General features: G+C 68.5%; 15 protein-coding genes and 6 pseudogenes. 10 read left to right on the plus strand and 11 right to left on the minus strand.

The features are described from left to right. Positions 1-260 precede the first annotated feature (260 nt). Positions 261-1,757: pseudogene (locus tag C7T91_RS40420) on the minus strand (transposase). 3 nt (positions 1,758-1,760) lie between these two features. Continuing rightward, positions 1,761-2,736: pseudogene (locus tag C7T91_RS36240) on the minus strand (tyrosine-type recombinase/integrase). Between the two features lie 855 nt (positions 2,737-3,591). On the opposite strand from C7T91_RS36240, the gene prfB reads away from it, so the two are divergent. After that, a protein-coding gene (prfB, locus tag C7T91_RS19275) for a peptide chain release factor 2 (RefSeq protein ID WP_108260632.1) occupies positions 3,592-4,714 on the plus strand; the annotation gives its coding sequence in 2 pieces (ribosomal slippage) (positions 3,592-4,593 and positions 4,595-4,714; 1,122 coding nt in all). A 9-nt stretch (positions 4,715-4,723) separates the two neighbouring features. Here prfB and C7T91_RS19280 read toward each other — a convergent pair. The 3 genes from C7T91_RS19280 to C7T91_RS19290 form a co-directional block, all read right to left on the minus strand. Next, positions 4,724-5,212 (minus strand): hypothetical protein, encoded by a 489-nt coding sequence (locus tag C7T91_RS19280; protein WP_108260633.1) that lies wholly within the window; start codon positions 5,210-5,212, stop codon positions 4,724-4,726. Between the two features lie 650 nt (positions 5,213-5,862). Further along, a complete protein-coding gene (locus tag C7T91_RS19285) occupies positions 5,863-6,381 on the minus strand; it encodes a bactofilin family protein (RefSeq protein WP_108260634.1) in 519 nt (172 codons plus the stop codon). Further along, positions 6,371-7,675, minus strand: a complete 1,305-nt coding sequence (locus C7T91_RS19290; protein WP_108260635.1) for a DUF5930 domain-containing protein — start codon at positions 7,673-7,675, stop codon at positions 6,371-6,373. Before C7T91_RS19290 ends, C7T91_RS19285 begins: the two co-directional genes overlap by 11 nt. Positions 7,676-8,060: 385 nt before the next feature. Between C7T91_RS19290 and C7T91_RS19295 the strand changes: the two genes are divergently transcribed. The 3 genes from C7T91_RS19295 to pnp all read left to right on the plus strand — a co-directional run bounded on the left by C7T91_RS19295 (position 8,061) and on the right by pnp (position 11,150). Further along, entirely contained in the window at positions 8,061-8,363 is a 303-nt protein-coding gene (locus C7T91_RS19295; protein ID WP_108260636.1) for a hypothetical protein, read from the plus strand. A 126-nt stretch (positions 8,364-8,489) separates the two neighbouring features. After that, positions 8,490-8,711, plus strand: coding sequence for a DUF1127 domain-containing protein (locus tag C7T91_RS19300; protein WP_108260637.1), 222 nt, complete (start codon positions 8,490-8,492; stop codon positions 8,709-8,711). A gap of 297 nt (positions 8,712-9,008) precedes the next feature. Continuing rightward, positions 9,009-11,150, plus strand: coding sequence for a polyribonucleotide nucleotidyltransferase (gene pnp / locus C7T91_RS19305; protein WP_108260638.1), 2,142 nt, complete (start codon positions 9,009-9,011; stop codon positions 11,148-11,150). A 55-nt stretch (positions 11,151-11,205) separates the two neighbouring features. Here pnp and C7T91_RS19310 read toward each other — a convergent pair whose 3' ends face one another. Then, on the minus strand, positions 11,206-11,772 hold the full coding sequence (locus C7T91_RS19310; protein WP_108260639.1) for an SGNH/GDSL hydrolase family protein: 567 nt from the start codon (positions 11,770-11,772) through the stop codon (positions 11,206-11,208). Between the two features lie 47 nt (positions 11,773-11,819). Here C7T91_RS19310 and C7T91_RS19315 point away from each other — a divergent pair. Further along, a pseudogene (locus C7T91_RS19315) lies at positions 11,820-12,323 on the plus strand (NAD(P)/FAD-dependent oxidoreductase); the annotation flags it as partial. A gap of 756 nt (positions 12,324-13,079) precedes the next feature. Here the strand turns inward: C7T91_RS19315 and C7T91_RS31740 are convergent. Next, the gene (locus C7T91_RS31740) at positions 13,080-13,415 is read right to left on the minus strand and encodes a hotdog family protein (RefSeq protein ID WP_145962946.1); all 336 of its coding nucleotides are present in this window, start codon (positions 13,413-13,415) and stop codon (positions 13,080-13,082) included. On the opposite strand from C7T91_RS31740, the pseudogene C7T91_RS19320 reads away from it, so the two are divergent. From C7T91_RS19320 to C7T91_RS19335, 4 genes and pseudogenes are all read left to right on the plus strand, one after another. Continuing rightward, positions 13,348-13,722, plus strand: a pseudogene (locus C7T91_RS19320) (transposase); the annotation flags it as partial. The gene C7T91_RS31740 and the pseudogene C7T91_RS19320 overlap by 68 nt on opposite strands. Next, on the plus strand, positions 13,670-14,077 hold the full coding sequence (locus tag C7T91_RS19325; protein ID WP_236638338.1) for an RNA polymerase factor sigma-54: 408 nt from the start codon (positions 13,670-13,672) through the stop codon (positions 14,075-14,077). The pseudogene C7T91_RS19320 and the gene C7T91_RS19325, both read left to right, overlap by 53 nt. 311 nt (positions 14,078-14,388) lie before the next feature. Beyond that, the gene (locus C7T91_RS19330) at positions 14,389-16,041 is read left to right on the plus strand and encodes a sigma 54-interacting transcriptional regulator (protein ID WP_236638339.1); all 1,653 of its coding nucleotides are present in this window, start codon (positions 14,389-14,391) and stop codon (positions 16,039-16,041) included. Then, entirely contained in the window at positions 15,963-16,634 is a 672-nt protein-coding gene (locus C7T91_RS19335) for a hypothetical protein (protein ID WP_108260641.1), read from the plus strand. The genes C7T91_RS19330 and C7T91_RS19335 overlap by 79 nt, the downstream gene beginning before the upstream one ends. A 163-nt stretch (positions 16,635-16,797) precedes the next feature. Here C7T91_RS19335 and tnpC read toward each other — a convergent pair whose 3' ends face one another. Both tnpC and C7T91_RS39690 read right to left on the minus strand, forming a co-directional pair. Beyond that, a complete protein-coding gene (tnpC, locus tag C7T91_RS19340) occupies positions 16,798-18,066 on the minus strand; it encodes an IS66 family transposase (protein ID WP_407943318.1) in 1,269 nt (422 codons plus the stop codon). Next, positions 18,002-18,274 (minus strand): annotated as a pseudogene (locus tag C7T91_RS39690) (transposase domain-containing protein); the annotation flags it as partial. The pseudogene C7T91_RS39690 and the gene tnpC, both read right to left, overlap by 65 nt. A gap of 208 nt (positions 18,275-18,482) precedes the next feature. On the opposite strand from C7T91_RS39690, the pseudogene C7T91_RS19345 reads away from it, so the two are divergent. Next, positions 18,483-19,106, plus strand: a pseudogene (locus tag C7T91_RS19345) (formyltetrahydrofolate deformylase); the annotation flags it as partial. Here C7T91_RS19345 and C7T91_RS19350 read toward each other — a convergent pair. Next, positions 19,039-19,842 carry an amidohydrolase family protein gene (locus tag C7T91_RS19350; RefSeq protein WP_108260642.1) on the minus strand — a complete coding sequence of 268 codons (804 nt, stop codon included), beginning with the start codon at positions 19,840-19,842 and terminating at the stop codon, positions 19,039-19,041. The pseudogene C7T91_RS19345 and the gene C7T91_RS19350 overlap by 68 nt on opposite strands. 55 nt (positions 19,843-19,897) lie before the next feature. After that, positions 19,898-20,911: an extracellular solute-binding protein gene (locus tag C7T91_RS19355; RefSeq protein WP_108260643.1), complete on the minus strand. Its 1,014-nt coding sequence runs from the start codon at positions 20,909-20,911 to the stop codon at positions 19,898-19,900. Positions 20,912-20,946 lie beyond the last annotated feature (35 nt).

Genomic DNA, 20,946 nt, shown 5'->3' on the forward strand with positions numbered 1-20,946 from the left:
TGGAGGAAGCCGCGATCGGCCGGGCGATGTCTATGGGGAAAGAGCGTTTCGGCTGGCAGTCGCGGCGGCCGTCGGCGCCCTTGGAGAGAAGGCCGAAGCGTCCGGCCCGGGGATGCGAGCGGCGCTCGGCGGGCGGCGGCATCGTTCTGCAGCCTGGCGTTCCGCCCTGCCGTAGCTCTCAGGCACAGAAGACCGCGGGCCGACCTTCCGGTGCCCGGGAGGGAACCGGCGGAAAATGCCGACAGGGGACGGGCGTTTCGTCATGCGGCCTGCTCCCGTGGCGGCGCGCGCGATCGCGGCACCTGTCCGCGCCGGAAGATCTCGATGATCCGCATCAGGCCGCCGCAGCACGGGCACGGCTCGCGTAGCGCGAAGGGGGGCGGCGCTTCCTCTGGCGGCGGGTCGGCGGGCAGTGCCGGAACCGCCGCGATCAAGGCCCTGATCTTCGCGACGCAGGCCTTCCGGACCCCGCGGGCGAGGAAGCCATAGTGGCGGATGCGGTGGAACCCGTCGGGCAGCACGTGCAGGAGAAAGCGGCGGATGAACTCGCCGGTTTCGAGGTGCATGACCTTCATCCGGTCGCCGCGCTTGATGCGCTAGTCCTTCCAGCGGAACGCCACCGCCGTGCTGTCGGCACTGACCAGGCGGCTGTTCGAGATCGCGACGCCCCTCTCGCGGTTTGCAGGCAAACCGCTGCCGGGCAACGGATCGGTGTAGCGGCCGAGATTGGCGAGCATGGCCTCGGGTCCGCCGAAGGGCGGCCTGGCGTCGTGGCGAAGACGCGCCTCCGGCACGATGACCACCCAGTCCATTTTCCGGAACGGCGCGAGCCAGGCGGCGAAGGCACCGGCATCCGCAAGCCCTGCGAGATCGCCGAAGCAGGCGCGTTTCCCGGCGTGATGCAGTGCGGCCAGCCCCTCCGGGAAAAGCCGCCGGAGGTCGAGCGTGAAGCGGATGGTCCGGGGGATCATCCGTAGCGAAGACCCCGCGACAGGACCTTGCCGGCAGGAGTGAGCGGACCGTGGCCCCGGTGGGGCCACGCAAGCCGGCGACCCCCGTACGGCACGGAATCCACCGGGTGCCGTCCGGCGACAGGCCGCCGCCCGCTGCCCTCTCGGGCCTTGCATGCAATGCCCGAGAGGGGGGACGATCATGGGGATGTGGGGGGGATGCGTCAGCGCGGTTCCCCAGGTGTGCAGCACGCTCGTCATGCCGACCCGCGCCCCGAGAGGCCGGGCATCCGCCGCGATGGGGGCCAGGGTCTCCGCCGAGGCGCGCAACAGCAGGCCGCAGAGCGCCTTCTTGTTCCAGCAGGCGATGCGGGCGACCTCCGCGGGCAGCGTGAAGACCACGTGGAAGTACTCGACGGGCAGAAGGTCTTCGGCGCGCGCCGCGACCCAGTCCCGCGCTGCCGGTCCCTGGCATTTCGGGCAATGCCCCCCTCCCGGCAGATTTGGCGTCACGCCGCAGGCGTGCCTTCGGCACGACGCCAAATCGCCTGCCGGTCAATGGCATCTTGCAGGAATTGTACGCGACATGGCTATGGCCGCAGCCGTCGCAGGCCGCCACATGCCCGCCGAGCGCGTCCTCGCTACGATCAATCCACTGGATCGATCGCTTCACGCCGGACTCCGGCAGGCCTCGATGGCCGACCTCACCCTCAGCTGGGCCAGGCTGACATGCCCGGCATTGGCCCGCCGCCAAGCAGGACCGTGCCGCCGGAAGATGTCAGCGAGCTCCAGCCCCGGCCGGGGCACGCGTCACTCCGGGGCCGGCCGGGGCAGCGCACGCTCCTGCAGGTCGTTCAGCTGGTCGATCTGCTCGCAGGGACTGGCCGTGCCCTGGATCATCTTCGTCGCGACATGGGTGTAGCGCGCCGTGGTGCTGAGCTTGGAATGGCCGGGCAGCACCTGGATGACGCGGACATCGGTGTTCGCCTCGAGCAGATGCGTGGCAAAGCTGTGGCGTCGCGCTGGAAGCGCGCCTCCGGCGCGACGTATGCAGCGTCGCGGGCCGGGCGACCCCGGACATGTCGAGCGCCGAATGGAAGGCCCGGTTCAGCTGCCGCGGCAAGATCGGGTTGACCTTGGGAAGACCGGGGAACAGCCATGCCCGCGGCCTCATCTCGCGCCAGTAGTCCCGCAGCAGGTCCAGAAGCCGCGGCGAGAGCATGGCCATCCGGTCCTTCCCGCCCTTGCCCTCGTGGACATGGATCAGCATGCGGTCGCTGTCGTCGTGTCGCAGACGCGCCTCCGGCACATCGTGTCGCAGACGCGCCTCCTGCACGATGTCGCTCACCTTGAGCTTGCAGACCTCGGCCGACCGGAGCCCGGCGCCGTAGCTGATGCCGAGCGCGGCGCGGTATTTCAGCCCCGGACCCGGCGCCGATGCGAGGATCCGGGCGACCTCCTGCACGCTCAGCACGGCAGGCAGCTTCCGCGGCTGGCGATGGAACTGCATGTAGCGCTTCATGTCTTCTCGCCCGCAGGTGGTGCCGAAGAAGAACCTGAGCGCGATGATCCGGGTGTTGAAGACCGAGGCCGAGACCCCGTCCTTCGTCATCTGCAGCTGGTACGACCGCAGGTCATCCGGCGTGGCCGTGTCGGGCGAGCGCCCGAGGATGGCCGCGAAATGCTTGACGTTCCTGATGTGCGCGCTCCGGGATTTCAAGCCGAGCCCGCGAATGCACATGTCCTCGATCATCCGCTGGCGAAGCGGGGGGCTTTCCTCATTCATGGAAGCCTCCTGTCTGACGATGGAAAAGATCCGCATCGTCAGACAGGACCCGCCGGACACACAGGATCACTTGGAAACCAGGCCAACGGCCAGCCACAGGCGCCCCTGCCGCGGAGCGGCTTCGTCCATGTGCGCTTCTCCGTCAGCCAGCAGGCGGAGAATGCTGCGGCTACGGCTGAGCGGCTGCTTCAGGGAAAGCCGCAGCGCACTGCAGTCATCAGCTGATTTGTCCAACAACGCCGTCTGCTCCCAAAAACCTTGGGAGCATGATGGAGCCTCAGATCCGGACGGGTCCCCTTTCGGCGCCTATCGCCCGGATACCGGGGGACTTTTGCATGCTGAGGCACAGCCATCTCGATCCGGCCCGCGACCGGACCGCCTCGCCATGGCCGCTCGGACCGGCGGCGTTTCCATGGCCCGGTCCGGCGAAGCGGCAGGCCGAACGGCCATGGCGCCGCCAGGCAGGTCTGGATGGCATTTGCCGGGGAAATGAGCCCCCGGACCATGTCGCGGCCCTCCCCGTCCGGAGAAGGTCCCGGGATGGCCACGCTTGCCGCTTCGCTCCGCGTGCCGGTTCGTTTCCGGACCGAACCGGAGTGCCGGCCACCCCCGCCGTTTCAGCGAAGCGTCATGGCCCGACCAGGCCGCCGTGCGATGGCGGGCGGCGGCAGGCCCGGGCCTGCCGACGATCCACCCCTCAGGAGGCCCGAACTGAAGCCCTCTCACGGATATGGGCAACAAGCCCGCCCGGATGCCGCCAATTTGCCGGATGCGCCGCTTCGTCCTCCGGCATCGGTTGCGTCCGGGCTGGGCCGGGTCTATATCCGGGCATTGCTGAACCTTGCCGGACATGTCATGCGCGCTGAAATACAGAACCTCGTTGCCGAAATCGAAAAGTCGCTGAAGCTTCTTGCCCAGCGGATGGACATCGACACCGCGCCGCACCGGCTGGAAGAGTTCAACGCGATGACCGAGAATCCGGATCTGTGGAACGATCCGGAAAAGGCGCAGAAGCTGATGCGCGACCGGCAGATCCTCGTCGACCAGATGGGCAATTACGAGGGGCTGAAGCAGGACCTTGCCGACAATGTCGAGCTGATCGAGCTGGGCGAGATGGAAGACGACGAGGAAGTCGTCACCGAGGCCGAGGACGCGATCCGCAAGATCCGCGAGAAGGCCGCGCAGAAGGAGCTGGAGGCGCTGCTGAACGGCGAGGCCGACGGCAACGACACCTTCCTCGAGATCAACGCGGGCGCGGGCGGCACCGAAGCCTGCGACTGGGCGCAGATGCTGCAGCGGATGTATGTCCGCTGGGCCGAGTCCCACGGCTATGACGTGGAGCTGCAATCCGAGGAAGCCGGGTCCGAAGCCGGGATCAAGTCGGTTGCCTACAAGATCTCCGGCCTGAACGCTTATGGCTGGCTGAAATCGGAATCGGGCGTCCACCGGCTGGTGCGGATCTCGCCCTTCGGCAAGGGCACGCGCGAGACGTCTTTTGCGTCGGTCTGGGTCTACCCGGTGGTCGACGACAATATCGAGATCGAGGTCAATCCGTCGGATATCCGCATCGACACCTACCGCTCCTCGGGCGCGGGCGGCCAGCACGTCAACACCACCGACTCGGCAGTTCGGATCACCCACCACCCGACCGGCATCGTCGTGACCTCGTCGGAGAAGTCGCAGCACCAGAACCGCGACATCGCCATGAAGGCGCTGAAATCGCGGCTCTACCAGATGGAGCTCGACCGCCGGAACGCGGCGATCAACGAGGCGCACGAAAACAAGGGCTCCGCGGGCTGGGGCAACCAGATCCGGTCCTACGTGCTGCAGCCCTACCAGATGGTGAAGGACCTGCGGANCGAATGTGGAGACCTCGGACACGCAAGGCGTGCTCGACGGCGATCTCGACAAGTTCATGGCGGCGACGCTGGCGCTTGACGTGGCCGGCAAGAGCCGCTCCGAAGCCCGCGGCGAATGAGGCGCGGCCTCAGGGCCGCTCCATCAGCATCGTGAAGAAGCCGGGGAAATAGCGCCCCCCGGCGATCCGCTCCTGCGACAGCGCGGCATAGGCCGCTTCCTCCGCCACGACCTCGGTCCGGTCGGCGACCGGGCCATAGCGGTTGATGCTGGTCGAGAGCAGCCTGAGCCCGGCCGCATCGGCCCAGCCCCAGACCTCCTCCAGAAGGTGCTGGCTTTCCTGCGGATGCAGCACCTGGTCGCGGAACACCGAGGCCAGATGCTCGGGATCGGGGCTCTGCGGCATGGCGCGGGCGAAGGCTGCCAGGGCGGCGTCCTCGCCCTCGCTCTCCAGCAGGCCGCGCCAGTGGCGCAGGAAGGGCAGGCGGCCCGGACGGTGGTAGAGCCCGAGGAAGAACAGCCCGCCCGGCGGCACGAAGCCCGCGACATGGCCGAAGGCGGCGCGGCAGTCATGGGTGTGGTGCAGCACGCCGATCGACAGCGTCAGCGCGGGCCGCAAGATCCTCGCCCGCCTACGAGCCATTTGGGCCGGTTTCATCGCCGCCATCAGGGTGTTCATGGCCGGATGCCGAGCCCCGCAGCAGGCCGGTGCCGCCGCCTGAACTCGTTGTTCAGGATCGGCTCGATGAGGCCAATGGTCGAGACGGCGGCAGGAGGGCAGGCGGTGCGGCGGTCCGGTGCCGGGGCTCTCAGGGAAGGTGGCCGCAACCGATGGAGCGTGCCTGGCGTGGCAGGGCCGGAACCCATTCTTGCGGCGCGGTGGTCGTCACGTCCGGCTGCCTCTCTCTCCGCATCGGCGGGACAGGCCTGTGCCGAAGGCGGCTGCGATGCCGGCAAAAGCGGCAGGCCGGCTCCAATGGGCCGACCTGCCTGTCCGATTCCGGATGGCGGCTGCAAGCGTTGCGCCGCGCTGTCCTGCGGACCGGAAGGCCTCCCGGCCACGGCAGCAGGTCGCCCGCTGCCCGTGTCCTCCCCCGGACCCTTCCGATGCCCCGTGATAGCGGCCGGAACGTTGCGTCCTCCTTGATCCAGATCAATTCCGGACAATTATGGGGAGACTTGTTTCTTCCGGATTCCCGCATGGGGAGAGTGACAACGCGAAAGGGCGCGCGGTGGCCGCACGCCCTGCAAGGCCGGATGCTGTCCGGATCAGTCCTGGCTGTCTTCGGCGGCAGGCGTGGCCGGTGCCTTGGTGGCGGGCGGCGGCAGCGCTTCCCTGGCATCGGCCAGCGGGTTCTCGTGGCGCTGCACCGAGCCTTCGAAATGCGCGCCTGCCTCGATGGCGATGGTCTTGTGGATGATATCGCCCTCGACCTTCGCGGTGGAGGTCAGCCGGACCTTCAGCCCGCGGACCCGGCCGATCACCCGGCCATTGACGACCACGTCATCGGCAACGATCTCGCCCGAAACCACGGCGCCTTCGCCGACTGTCAGAAGCTGGGCGCGGATGTCGCCCTCGACCTTGCCCTGCACGGTGATGTCGCCGGCGGTGCGGACATTGCCCACCACGGTGAGATCGGAGGACAGCACCGAGACCGGCGGCTTGGGGGCCGGAGCCGCCGGTGCCGCGCTGGCCATGGACTGCTGCGGCTTCGGTTCGGCCTGTGCCTTCTCGGGCTCTACCGCCGGCTTCGGCGCCGGATCGGTCAGTTTGTTCTTAGAAAACATCGCGTGCTGCCGTGATATAGGTCATTGGGTTGGTCGGCTTGCCGCCGACACGGACCTCGTAGTGCAGGTGCGTGCCGGTGGAGCGGCCCGAATTACCCATAGCACCGACGACCTCGCCTTTCGAGACTTTCTGTCCGACCTTGACCTTGATCTTCGACATGTGGGCGTAGCGCGTCTCGATCCCGAATTCGTGCTGGATGGTGACCAGCCGCCCGTAGCCCGAGGCCCAGCCCGCCTTGATCACGACGCCGTCGGCGGTGGCGTGGATCGGCGTGCCGTAGGCGGCGGCGAAATCCTGGCCCTCGTGCATCCGGCGGGTGCCGCGGATCGGGTCGCGGCGGTAGCCGAAGGACGAGGTCATGCGGTACTTGCCCTCGATCGGCGAGGCCATCGGAAGCGCGTCGATCGCCATGTTGTAGAGGTTGAGCGTCTGCATGTGGGTCAGGATGTTGTTGGCCCGCGCCGTTTCCGGGCTGGCCTCGCCGCTCGTCGACATCGAGATCGGCTCCAGCGGGCCGCCCTTGCCGTCATAGCGGTTGCGCATCGTCTCCAGCAGGCTGTCGGGATTGATGCCGACCTTGGCGAAGAGCCCGTCGAGCGGCTCCATCGAGACGGTCACGGCGTCCTCGAGCTTGGCGAAGATGCGGTCGTTCTTCTCGCCTTCGAGCCGCAGGGTCAGGTTCAGGTCGGCCAGCTCGGCTTCGCTTTGCTCGAGTTGGTCGGCCAGAGCCTGGCGCTCTTCCGCCATGTCTCCCAGCGCGCCGGTCATCAGCGCAAGGGCGGCATCGTCCGCGGCATCGGCGGCTTCGCCGGTTTCCAGCGCGGCAAGGCGCTCGGTCGCGTTGTCGAGCCCGGCCTGCGCGGTGCGCAGCTGCTGGCGCAGCATGTCGGTCTCGTCGGATTTTTCCTTGGCGGCAAGCTCGGCGTCGAAGATGCGGGTCTGGAGGGTCGAGAGCTGGCCGAGGAGCGTGGCGAACTGGTCCTGCGCGGCGAGGGCTTCCATGTGGCGGCGGTCGCGCTCGGAGGCCAGGGCGTTGATCCGGCTTTCGTAGACTTCGCGGTCGGCGGCCGCCTGGGCGCGGCTGTCGCCGCCCTGGACGAATTGCACGGTGACGAGCGCAGTCGCGGTGACGGTCCATCCGACAAGCATCACGCCGCCTGCCCAAGCGAGGATCTGGTCGCGGCTGCGCAATCGTACGAAGCGCGTGCCGTCATCGGATTTCAGGAAAATCCGTTTTTCAGAAAACAGTCCAGACCGCTTCCCGGAGGCACTCTCGAACCCACGCGTCTTCATCAACACACTCCCTCGCTGGTCGGACTTTCTCGACTTGACATGTTGTTGATCTTCGAACGGGACGCATAACGGGTGAACTGCTTTGCAGCAATATCTAGATGCGTCGCAGGCGGGCAGGTTGATATCTAGCGGCCAAAATCGGCAATTTCTCGCCGATCCCGCCGAGTCGCTTGATCCCGGGGAACCTTGCATCGCAGCCGCATCATTGCCGCAGGGGCAGGTTCCGGGCCGTCCCGCCAAGCCGCCGGAATCCAATTGGTTAAGACGGGCTGCGAGGCGCGCGACTTGCTGCGTCGCAGCAAGTGCGGGGTCCGGGCGCCGGGCCGCAGCGCTCTGCGGGCGGATTGCCTGCTTCCGTGGCGGAATGCCCGTTGCGAGGGCGCAAATGGGAGCGTCCGGCGCTGCGGCGGGGCTGCACGGCGGGAACCGCGGGGCGGGATTCGCGATGGGCATCGCGGCGCCGCAGATCGCCCCGGGCGCGGCCGCCGATCTGGCGGCGCTGGAGGACCCGCTGGGGCTGGCGGTCAGCGGCCCGGAGATGCTGGACCGCTGGATCTTCGGGCGCGACCTGAAGGTGGGCGAACTCTGGGCGCAGGGGCGGCATCTGGTGCAGGGCGGACGGCATCCTGCGCGGGAGGCGGTGGCGGCCCGGTATTCAAAAGTCGTGAACCGGGTGCTGGCGCGGTAGAATCTTTCGCCCATGCAAATGCCGCAACGCAGCAATACCGACATGGAGGTGGTTGCAGAACGCGCCATCCCCTAGATTGGACGGCAAGGGAGGAACCCCGATAGTTGCAAACTCACGGAGTTCCAAATGGCACACGCAGCAACGATTTCTCACCGCCCCAGCGTTTTCGCGGGCATCGCAAACTTCTTCGCCGCCATCGGCCGCGGCTTGGTGTGGATGGCGGAAGCCAATCCGCGCTTCAAGGAACTCGAGCGCCTTCAGCGCATGTCCGACGACGATCTGGCCGCCCGTGGCCTGCGCCGCGAGAAGCTGGTCGAGCACGTTTTCCGCAACAGCGCCTGCATCTGATCTGCGGCACTGACAGCGCGGGACCGGAGGCTTCCGATCCCGCCGCCATCCGGCGCCCCCGGTCCTTCCGGCGGGCGCCGGCTGCTTTTTCGGCGGAAGCCTGCCGCTAGGGCAGGGTGGCGCGCGCGTTAACACCTTTGCCCTTTCCGCGCGGGGCAATCTCCTGTATTGCGGCGCAATCTGAGACGTGACGCAGGGCCCCGGCGTTGTGGAACGATGACAGGGGCCGGCGGCAATGGGGCCGCCATTTGAAACGGGATCGATGGGAGGGCCCATTGATCTCAGACAGGATAGCCGATGTTCAACGAAGTCAAGAAATCCATCCAGTGGGGCGATGAGACGCTCACGCTGGAAACGGGCAAGGTCGCGCGCCAGGCGGACGGCACCGTGATCGCCACGCTGGGCGAAACCAGCGTCATGGCGAACGTGACCTTCGCCAAGGCCGCCAAAGAGGGGCAGGACTTCTTCCCTCTGACCGTCCACTACCAGGAAAAATACTACGCAGCGGGCAAGATCCCCGGCGGGTTCTTCAAGCGCGAAGCGCGCCCGTCCGAGAAGGAAACGCTGACCGCGCGCCTGATCGACCGTCCGATGCGCCCGCTCTTCGTCCCGGGCTTCAAGCACGAAGTGCTCGTGATGTGCACCGTGCTGAGCCATGACCTGGTCAACGATCCCGACATCGTGGCGATGATCGCGGCCTCCGCGGCGCTGACCATCTCGGGCGTTCCGTTCATGGGCCCGGTGGGCGCGGCGCGCGTCGGCTTCGTCGACGGCGAATACGTGCTGAACCCGGCGGTGGACGACATGGATGCGCTGCGCACCAAGCCGGACCAGCGTCTGGATCTGGTCGTCGCGGGCACCAAGAAAGCCGTGATGATGGTCGAATCCGAAGCCTACGAGCTGTCGGAAGCCGAGATGCTGGGCGCCGTGAAATTCGGCCATGACGCCATGCAGCCGGTGATCGACGCGATCATCTCGCTGGCCGAAGACGCCGCGAAAGAGCCCTTCGACTTCCAGTCGCCGGACTACTCGGAGCTCTACGCTGCCGTGAAGGCCGCGGGCGAGACCCAGATGCGCGCCGCCTTCGCGATCAAGGACAAGCAGGAGCGCACCACCGCGATCTCCGCTGCCCGCGACGCGATCAAGGCACAGCTGACCGAAGAGCAGCTGGCCGACGCCAATCTCGGCTCCGCCTTCAAGAAGCTGGAATCCGCGATCCTGCGCGGCGACATCATCGCCGGCGGCGCCCGGATCGACGGCCGCGACCGCTCGACCGTCCGTCCGATCGTGTCGGAAGTCGGCTTCCTGCCGCGCACCCACGGTTCCGCGCTGTTCACCCGCGGCGAGACCCAGGGCCTGGTCGTGACCACGCTGGGCACCGGCGAGGACGAGCAGATCATCGACGCGCTGCACGGCAATTCGCGCTCGAACTTCCTGCTGCACTACAACTTCCCGCCCTACTCGGTCGGCGAAGTGGGCCGCGTCGGCTCCCCGGGGCGCCGCGAGATCGGCCATGGCAAGCTGGCATGGCGCGCGCTGCAGGCCGTCCTGCCGGCCGCGACCGACTTCCCCTACACGATCCGCGTCGTGTCGGAGATCACCGAGTCGAACGGCTCGTCCTCGATGGCCTCCGTCTGCGGCGGCTCGCTGTCGATGATGGATGCGGGCGTTCCGCTGAAAGCTCCGGTGGCCGGCGTCGCCATGGGCCTGATCCTGGAAGATGACGGCCAGTTCGCCGTCCTGACCGACATCCTGGGCGACGAGGACCACCTCGGCGACATGGACTTCAAGGTTGCGGGCACGGCCGAAGGCATCACCTCGCTGCAAATGGACATCAAGGTCGCGGGCATCACCCCCGAGATCATGGAGCAGGCCCTCGCGCAGGCGAAGGACGGCCGGATGCACATCCTCGGCGAGATGAACAAGGCGCTCTCCGCTGGCCGCCAGGAATTCTCGGCCCATGCCCCGCGCATCGAGACCATGCAGATCCCGACCGACAAGATCCGCGAAGTGATCGGCTCGGGCGGCAAGGTGATCCGCGAGATCGTGGAAACCTCCGGCGCCAAGGTCGACATCAACGACGACGGCGTGATCAAGATCGCCTCCGCCAACGGCGAGGCCATCCAGAAGGCCTATGACATGATCTATTCGATCGTGGCAGAGCCGGAAGAGGGCAAGGTCTACAAGGGCAAGGTCGTGAAGATCGTCGATTTCGGCGCCTTCGTGAACTTCTTCGGCAAGCGCGACGGCCTGGTGCACGTTTCGCAGATCGAGAACCGCCGCCTGAACCACCCGTCCGATGTCCTGAAAGAGGGCCAGGAAGTCTGGGTCAAGCTGCTGGGCTTCGACGACCGCGGCAAGGTGCGCCTCGCCATGAAGATGGTCGACCAAGCCACCGGCGAAGAGCTGGCCAAGGAAAAGGCCGACGCCGAAGAGTGATCTCCGGCATCGCGCGATTTGCGGACCCCCGGCCATCGGCCGGGGGTTTTGCGTTTCAGGGCGGGGGTTTGCGGCGCAGCCAGCCGAGTCCGGCCAGTGCGCTGCCGAGCATCAGCACGGGCAGCGGCGCGGGGACTTCGGCCATCGGCAGCGCGGCCAGCGCCAGCTTGGCGTATTGCGCGTGCAGGTTCTGGTTCGGATGCACGCCGTCCCAATAGGGCGCGGTGATGCTGGCCGGATCGGTCTCGTCGCAGACCGGGCTGCTGAAATCATAGAGCGCCATCCCGACCGCCGCGAAGCCCGCCAGCGTGCCGCAGGCGCTGGTCCCGTCCATCAGGCCGTAGGCATCCGGATCGGCGAGGATATCGGCGAAGAGCCCCGCGGCATCTGCCTCCCAGATGGTCAGGCCCAGCCCCTTGAGCAGCGCCAGCCGCTCGGCCAGCCGGGCGTTGAAGGCCTCGGTTGCCAGGGTGGCATAGGCGCCGTTGCTGCCGCCGGTATCTGGGTTCGTTCCCAGCGCATCCGGCGCGGCGAAGCGCGGGCTTTGCCCGACATCCGCGAGGTTGAAGACGAGGAACCCGTCCATCCCCATCGCATAGAGCGCGCCGATGCCGGCGGCCACGGCGTCGGCGGCCTCGGTTCCGGCCTGCCGCGCGGCGGCTTCGGCCGCAGGCGGTGATCGCGGCCGGAGCCTGGTCGCACCGGCTGGCGCGCATGCTCGGCGACCGGCTGCCGCTGGAGACCGAGCGCGGCTACAACACGACCTTCCCGCAGGCCAGCTTCGACCTGCGCACGCATCTGACCTTCCCGGCGCACGGCTTCGTGGTGACGCGGATCGGCGAGGGGCTGCGCGTCGGCGGGGCGGTCGAGCTTGGCGGGCTGGATCTGCCGCCGGATTACCGCCGGGCCGCGATCCTGGTGAAGAAGGCGGCGGAGTTCCTGCCCGGCTTCGATCCGCAGGGCGGCACCCAGTGGATGGGGTTCCGGCCTTCGGTGCCAGACAGCCTGCCGGTGATCGGCCGCGCCAAGAGGGCCGACCGGGTGATCTATGCCTTCGGCCATGGACATCTCGGCCTGACCCAGTCGGCAGGCACGGCCGAACTGGTCGCGGCGCTGGCCGATGGAGGCGTCCCGGAAATCGCGCTCGAGCGCTTCCGCCCGGACCGGTTCTGACGCCGCTCCGGGGCGGCAGCCTTCCTGCGGGTTGGTATCGAGAAGGCCGCCGGGCAGGACAATTGCGGGCGGGCGGCGGCACCCGCCGGGAGCGTTGCCGGGCAGACGATCCGCTTCGGGCCGGAGTCCGGTTCCGGAGGTCCGTCTTGCCGCAGCCCAGGGGCATGGGCGTTCTTCCGCTGCAGGCAAGGTGAGGCTTGCGGCGCGCGACATCTCCGGCAGCAAGTGTCCCGTGCGACGGCCCGCAGGCAGGTGCGGTCCGGCAGGAAAGATGGACAGCGTTGCCGGGGCCGCCGCCGCCATGCCGGATGGGGCACGCCGCATCCGCTCCGGTGCCCCTTCGCGCCGGAAGCATGGCGGCGCATCGGGCCCGCGATGTATCCGGAGCGGCCTTCCGGTCCGGGGCTGGCTGACGACCTGCGTCGCTGCGCAGCCTGCCTGGCCGCCGGTCTGCAATGACGCTCATGAGCTTGGGGCGCGCCCTTGAGAGAAGGCTGCCCGATGCCCGCCGGTCCGGCCCCGTGCAGGCTTCCGCCGCGCCGGGGGGCGGCCGAGGCCCGCGTCCGCGATCACTGTGGTCTACTGCCAGGGAAGCCGCGGGGACTGTCCGGACGGCATGTCGGGCGTGCGGCCGGGATGGACCTGCCGCCGGTGTCCCGATCCGGAGCATGCCGCAGGGAAAGCGGTAGCCGGTCGGAGGCGGCGTAAAGGGACACCGCCGTCACCGGCAGGGCGGATCGGGGGCACCCCGCGCCGTCAATGCCCTGCCGTCCTGATCGCGGCCAGGGGGGTCCGGTCGGCGGCCGCGAGCAGGAGGAGGCCGTCCGCCTTGCCTGCCGTGACGGTCTCTCCGGGATCGAGATTGGCGAGATAGGCGATGTCGCGGGTGAGGCCGGGGCCGCGCGAGGGATCGGCCATCTCGGCGAGCTTCGAAAAGGTCGGGAAATAGAGCAGCCCCGCCGCGTTGAAGTCGAGCGCCGGAACCGGGGCATGGCGCAGCAGCCCGGTTGCCGGGCCGCCGGCGGCGCGGGCCGCGGGTGCGACGCGCAGGCGCGAATGGCGGAAGGTGCAGCTTGCGATGGACACGGCCACGGGCGATATCCGCGCGGCCGAGTTCACCGCGGGCCGGCAGGGCGGCAGCCCGATCCTGCCGGAACGGCTGTCGCAGATCCAGGCCGCAGAAAAGATCGAAACCGTCACCGCCGATGGAGCCCATGACACGCGCCGCTGCCATGCGGCGATCCTCGAGCATCGCGCAGAACCGATCATTCCGGTCCGCCGCAACGGGCGCGCCTGGAAGCCGGACTGCCCCGCGGCGCGGCAAGACGCTCCTGCGAGCCGCCACCGTGCTGGTCGCGCGCCAGCAGGCCTTCCTCGACAATGGCCGCGCCCATCTGGTGCCGCTCTCGCTCGAGGACATCGCCGCGGAATTGGATCTGCACCCCTCGACCATCAGCCGCGCCACGGCCGGACGGATGATCGACACGCCCGCGGGCGCCTTGCCGCTGCGCGCCTTCCTCAGCCGCGCCGTGCCGACCGCCGACGGGCTGAACACCGCCTCGCAGGATGCCGCGCTGGAATTCGTCCGCAAGGTGATCTCGGAAGAGGACCCGGCCGCGCCGCTCTCGGACGAGGCCATCGTGCAGAAAAGCGATGCGGCGGGACTTGCCATCGCGCGGCGCACCGTTGCGAAATACCGCTCGATGCTGGGCATCGGCTCCTCTTTCCAGCGCCGCCGCAAGATGGCCGTCTGATCCTGCGCGCCCGATATTGCAGTGCAGCATGGCCGCCGCGCAGCCAGGCCTGCGCATTGTGATTTTTCCCCATGAAACATGTGATTCCCGGCGATCCGGCGCATCATGCACGAACTGCCCGTTCTCTTTGCAGCCGCAGCGAAACCGTCATGCGGCTGTCGCAAATTGCGGCAGCTTCACCGGGCCGGAGCGCTGCCGGGCGCCGGTGGAAGCGCTTTCGCTCCGCGCGCCCGCACTTCCCTGCTAACGTGGAAGAACAAGGAAACTTGACCTCCACGCAGGTGGCACCCCCCCAAGCCAAGGAGCGGTCAGTGGCCCATATCGACTTGAAATCCAGGCATTCCTCCAGCGGCCGCACACGCGGCGATCTTCCGGCGCTGACACTGGAGGCCGTCTTTGAAATCGCCAAGATCATGACCAGCGCGGCGGATCCGATCGCGGAAATGCCGAAGGTCCTGAACATCCTGTCTTCCTATATCGGGCTCGGCAACGGCGCGCTGGCGCTGCTGTCCGATCCGGTGGCGGGCAGCGAAGGCAGACAGGTCAATCCCTATGTCATCGCCGCCACGACGCGCGGGCGGCGCGAGGAACCTGCCGATGGCGGCGCGATCCCGACCGCCGCGGCCAAGGCGGTATTCCGCAGCGGCGTGCCGGTGATCGCCTGGGATGCCGAGGAAGACTACGGCCCGGAGGCGGTTCCCGCCCATGCCCGCGGCACGCGCCACACGCTGGTCGCCGTGCCGGTGCGAGAAACCAGCCGGTCGCCCCTGGTGATCGGCGTGCTCGCCGCGTTCCGCCCGCATGGCGGGGAAATGGCCGGACTGACCGAAAACGACGCCAATGTGCTGACCATGGTCAGCGCGCTGCTGGAACAGGCGCTGAGATTCCGGCGGGTCGTCGCCAAGGACCGAGAACGGGTGATGAACGACGCGGCCCGTGCGCTGAAAGCCGCCAAGGGCCTGTCGGCGGACCGGATGCCCGCGATCCAGCTCGACGGGATCATCGGCGAAAGCGACGAGATCGCCCAGGTCATCGCCCGCATTGCCCGCGTCGCCAAGACCAGGGCGGCGGTTCTCTTGCGCGGCGAAAGCGGCACCGGCAAGGAGCTGTTCGCCCGCGCCATCCATGCGCAGAGCGACCGGGCGAAGAAGCCGTTCATCTCGGTGAACTGCGCGGCGCTGAGCGAGACGCTGCTGGAATCCGAACTCTTCGGCCACGAGAAGGGCGCCTTCACCGGTGCCGGCGGCCAAAAGAAGGGCCGGTTCGAACTTGCGGACAAGGGCACGCTGTTCCTTGACGAGATCGGCGAGATCAGCCCGGAATTCCAGGCCAAGCTGTTGCGCGTGCTTCAGGAAAGCGAGTTCGAGCGGGTCGGCGGCACGCAGACCGTGAAGACCGATTTCCGGCTGATCGCCGCCACCAACCGCGATCTCGAAGAGGCGGTGGCCAGCGGCAAGTTCCGCGCCGATCTCTATTTCCGGATCTGCGTGGTGCCGATCGTCCTGCCGCCGCTGCGCGAGCGTCCGGGCGACATCAAGCCCCTGGCCGAGCTGTTCCTCAGGCAGTTCAACGACCAGAACGGCACCGCGATCTCCTTCGCGCCGACCGCGATGGACACGCTCTGCGCCTGCAAGTTCCCGGGCAATGTCCGCGAGCTGGAAAACTGCGTGAACCGCGCCGCGGCGCTGTCGGTCGATGACGTGATCCATGCCGACGAGATGGCCTGCAAGCAGGGGACCTGCCTCAGCGAGGAGCTCTGGCGCCTGCAATCGGGTGACGCCTCGCCGATCGGCGGGCTGGCCTCGGGCCAGATGATCACGCCGCGCGTGGTCTCCGGGACACCGGCCGCGGCGCCGCCGGCCGCGACCCTGCCGAGCCCGCCGAGGTGCTCCTTGGCAGCGGCCCGCTGGCCTGGCGGGCGCGCGCGTCCTTCCCCTGGATTTCGATCGACCCGGCGCGGCTGAGCCGGGCGGAGCAGGCAGAGGCGGCGATCTGGATCCGCATCCATGAGCGGCAGCTGCGCGAGGGCGGCCCGCGCAGTGCCGATCCCGGGCAATGGGGCAATGCGCTCTCGCTGCGGATCACCCGAAGCGCGCGGGTGCGCACCGAAACCCGTCCCGGCCTCCTTGACGACGGGTTCTCGCTGCGCTTCGCTTCTCTGGCCGGGGTCGAGACGGCGTCGGTCCTCGAACTCAGCCAGGCGGCGGGGGAGGGGCCGAGCGTTGTTGCCCGTCTCCAGCCCGCCGCGATCGACACGGTGCGGGGCCTGATCCGTCTGCCCCAGCCGCTCGCGGGCTTCGACATGGACCGCGCCATCCGCGTCGCCAGCGTCGAATTCGACCTCGAGATCTTCCGCGACGGCCAGCTCGAACAGAGATTCGGCGGGCTTGCCCCGGACCCCGCGCATAGCGTGCCGCTCACCGGCGTCCTCGCCCGCTCGCTGGAACTGGCTCCGGTGGCGCTCGGCCCCTCCGGCGATCCGCTGCCTGCCGCCGCGAGGAGTACCAGGATTTGCAGGAGTGGTTCAAGATGGAGACGGAGAAGTACACGAGCATGATCCGGCGCCGGCACAGCGCGGAGGTGGAGGCGTTCACGGAGCAGCTCCGGCTCAAGGACGANGGACGCCGAGGCGTCGCGGCTCCGGTCCAGGCTCCAGGAGCTCGAGGCGCGGCTGTCGGAGCAGGAGCAGCGCCGCGCCGCGCTGGAGGCGCTGCTCGTCGCTAGGGACGACGNCGGATGGAATTTTCGACACCGTTCGTGTCCATCTCGAGTCGGCCGTCCTCGAGAAAGCGGGTGAGACCATCCCATCGCTTCAGCCCGTAGCGGATGTGTTTTGCCAGATCGCTTGCCGAGGAGAGCTGCTGAAGGCAGCCCTCCAGCCAGGGCCGCAGGGCATCCGTGATCGGCCGGGACAGCTTCTGCCGGACCGCCGCGCGGGTGGCCGGATCGCGGCCGCGGATCTCCTTCTCGATCGCGTAGAGCGACGCGATGCGCCGGATCATCTCCTCGCAGATCGGCGAAGCCGTGTCCTGGCCGAATTTGACGAAGCGCCGCCTCCAATGCGTCCAGCAATAGGCAATGGCCCATGGCTTGGCGGTCTTCTTCGGGTCCGCGAGCGTGTCATAGACCGGGTGGCCATCGGCCATGAGCGTGCTGCCGGTGAAGCCCTTCAGCATCTCCTGCGCGACCTCGCCGTTGCGGAGCCTGGAATGGCGGAACACCACGATCGGAGGATCGCTGCCGCCCCAGCCCCTCTGGTCGCGGAGAATGGCCCAGAGGAAATCCTTGCGGACCTTGCCGGTGCCCGGGGCCAGGACCGGCAGGTAGGTCTCGTCCATCTGCAGCCGGTCCGAGCGCCGCAGCTCGGCGGTCATCGCGTCGATCACCGGCGCGAGCAGCGCGGCCGCGCGGCCCGACCAGGCGGCCAGCATCGAGCGGTCGAGCTCGATGCCCTGTCGGCGGTAGATGCCCGCCTGGCGGTAGAACGGGAGGTAGTCGCCGTACTTCGAGACCATGCTGTGCGCCACCAGTGCCTCGGTCGGCAGGCCCCGGGGCACCAGCCATTCCGGCGCGGGCGCCTGGGCGTGGGATTTCCCCGCGCAGGTGCGGCACATGTACTTGGGGCGGACCGTCACCAGCACGCGCAGCCTGGCCGGAATGACATCGAGCCGCTCGGCGCGGTCGGCCCCGACCTTCATCATCTCGCCGCAGCCGCAGGGACACTGGATGCTGCCGGGCTCGATGACCTGCTCGATCCGCTCGAGATGCTCCGGCAGGTGCCCGTCGCCAGCGGTGCTCGGACCGGTGGCGCAGCCGCTGGCAACTTGCGGGCCTTCCCCGGTGTCCGCTTGCTGCGCTTGCCGAGCGCCTTCTCCGCCGCTTCGGTGGCCGCTGCGGGCATGCCCTCGGCCACTTCGCTCGCCATCGGGCTCGGACCGGTGGCGCCACGATGGCTCGCTCCTCGAAGGGCAGGTTCTGCTGGTCGGGATCGAGCTTCTCGGACTTGGCGCCGTACTTGTCGCGCCGCGCCTGCGCCATCATCCGTTCCAGCCGCGCGCGGGCCTCCTCGGTCCTGGCCAGAAGGGTCTCGGCCAGGGTCCGCGCAGTCTCGGCAGCCGCGCGGGCAGCTTCGGCCTCGGCCAGCCGCCGCTCGAGATCGGCCACATGGGCCGCGCTGATCGCCCCTTCCGATGCCATGGGCCGCTTCTGCCGGAGCGGCGCAGGGTGCGCCGCCCGAAAGCGCGGCCAGAGTCATCCTGCCGCGGCTATCCCGCCAGGCGCGGCCGCTTCCGCCGTTCGGGCAGCACCGCTGTCCAGTCATTCGTCGGGGTGACCGTCCCCCGGACGGTCCCCTGAGCGCTTCGGCATGGAGGTGGCGCTGCTCAACCCGCGCCGCAAGGCGCGGATCGTGGTGATGGTCAGCCGCTTCGGCCACTGCCTGAACGACCTCCTGTACCGCGCCCGGATCGGCGCGCTGCCGGTCGAGATCGCCGCGGTCGTGTCGAACCATCTCGACTACCAGAAGCAGGTGGTGAACGCCGACATCCCGTTCCACCACATCGAAGTCACCAAGGAAAACAAGCCCGAAGCCGAGGCCGAGATCATGCGCGTGGTCGAGCGCACCGGCGCCGAGCTGGTGGTCCTGGCGCGCTACATGCAGATCCTCTCGGACGAGATGTGCACCAGGATGTCGGGCCGGATCATCAACATCCACCACTCGTTCCTGCCCTCGTTCAAGGGCGCGAACCCCTACAAGCAGGCCTGGGCGAAGGGCGTGCGGCTGATCGGGGCGACGGCGCATTACGTGACCGCCGATCTCGACGAGGGCCCGATCATCGAGCAGGACACGGTGCGCGTGACCCATGCGCAATCGGCGGCCGACTACGTGTCGCTCGGGCGCGACGTGGAGAGCCAGGTGCTGGCGCGGGCGATCCACGCCCATATCCAGGGCCGCAGCTTCCTCAACGGCGACCGCACGGTGGTGTTCCCGGCGAGCTCCGGCGAATACGCCTCGGACAAGATGGGCTGACGCCCCTCTGCCGCCTGCGCGCGCGGGCGGCAATGACGGCAAGGCCCGGCCCGGCTGCCCTGCGGAGATTGTCCCGGGGGTGCCGGGGCGGGCCTTTTGCGTGTCCGGTGCCTGCGCGGACCGGCCGCTCGGCGGCATCGGCCGCCGGAGGCTCGCGGCCGATCAGGCCCAGCCCCTCGCGGCCGCCGCTCGACGCATGCCGCTGCACCAGCCCCATCGCCTCGAATTCCTGCAGCTCGCCATTGGGCAGCCCGTCATCGCCGAGGATCACGCCGGGCACGTCCGGAACGGTCTCCATCAGCCCGGCGAGGCGCAGGGCGGCGGTATTGGCCCAGGCGCAGTGCCAGTCGACCGAGGTGATCATGAGCGGACGGTCCGGGCTGACCCGGTCGAGACGGTGGCGGTCCGGGCGGGTGCCGGGGCCGAAGATGCCGTAAGTCGCCGACCAGCCGCAGAGCACCGGGTCGCTGTCGCGGCCCTCGGCATAGGCGGCCAGGGCGGCGCGGAAGGCGTCCTCTCCGTTGATCTCCAGCAGGTTCAGCTGGCCGAGCGCCACCCCGCCGGTCAGCAGGTGCAGATGGCTGTCGATCAGTCCGGGCATCAGGAACATCCCCCGCCCGTCGATCTCCCGCGATCCGGCGGCAGGGGCCGGGACGAGGACGCCGTTTGCGATGGCGACGGAGATCTCGCGTCCTGTCAGCGGATCGGCGGCGCCGGTGATGTGGAGGGCGGGCATGGGGTCTTCCGGTCGGTCGTGGCTCCGCCCCCGGGAAGGGGCGGAGCGGATGGTCTTACTGCAGCAGGTCGGTCCAGACCTTGGTCACCAGATCCTGCGCGGCGGGCGAGCAGGCCTTGGAGAACTCGACCGGCACGGTCGGGAACAGCTCGGGCGCGTTCTCGGGGGTGTACTTGGCCGCCGCCTCGTCGATCTTCACCGGCGCGGAGTGGGCGTAGTAGTTGTACTGGATCGTGGCGTTTTCCTCGGTCGACATGAACTCGATGAACTGCTTCGCCAGCTCGACATTCGCCGCGCCCTTCGGCACGACATAGCTGTCGAGCCAGCCGACCAGGCCTTCCTGCGGCATGGCGAATTCGACATTCGCGCCGCCGTTCCGGGTGCGCAGCACGTTGCCGTCCCACCAGAAATGCGCCGCGACCTCGCCCGAGCCGAGGCGGTTCTCGATATTGTCCGAGGAATAGGCGGCGACATGGGGCTTCTGCGCCATCAGCAGGTCATAGACCTTCTTCATCTCCGACTTGTCCTCGGAGCAGAAGGGCACGCCCAGATACAGCTGCGCGGCGCCGACGACCTCGTCCGGGTAGGAGAGCGAGGCGATCTTGCCCTGCAGCGCTTCGGTCGGCTCGAAATAGGCCGCCCAGCTGTCCACGGGGCCGTCATAGAGATCGCGGTTCACCGCGAAGCCGGCCGTGCCATAGGCCATCGGGATCGAATAGGCGTTCTCCGGGTCCCACCACTGGCCTTTCCAGCGCTCGTCGACCGCGCCATAGGCGTCCAGGTCCGCGGCGCCGATGTCTTCCAGCAGGCCCTCGTCGATCATGATCTTCACGAAGTGCTGCGACGGGGTGACGAGGTCATAGCCCGAGGCGCCGGCCTGCAGCTTGGTCAGCGCGTCCTCGTTCGAGTTGAAGCCGTCGAGATTGACGGTGGCGCCGGTCTCGGCCTCGAACTTCTCGATCAGCTCGGGCGCGATCGAGTCGGACCAGTAGTAGATGTTCAGCTCGTCCGCAAAGGCCGGGGCGGCGAGGCAGACGAGCGCGGTGCCGGTCAGCAGCGTTTTCTTCATGGGAGGTCTCCTGTTGGGGCGTTTGTGGTTATGGG

The organism is Mangrovicoccus ximenensis (assembly GCF_003056725.1).
GTDB classification, from domain to species: Bacteria; Pseudomonadota; Alphaproteobacteria; order Rhodobacterales; family Rhodobacteraceae; genus Mangrovicoccus; species Mangrovicoccus ximenensis.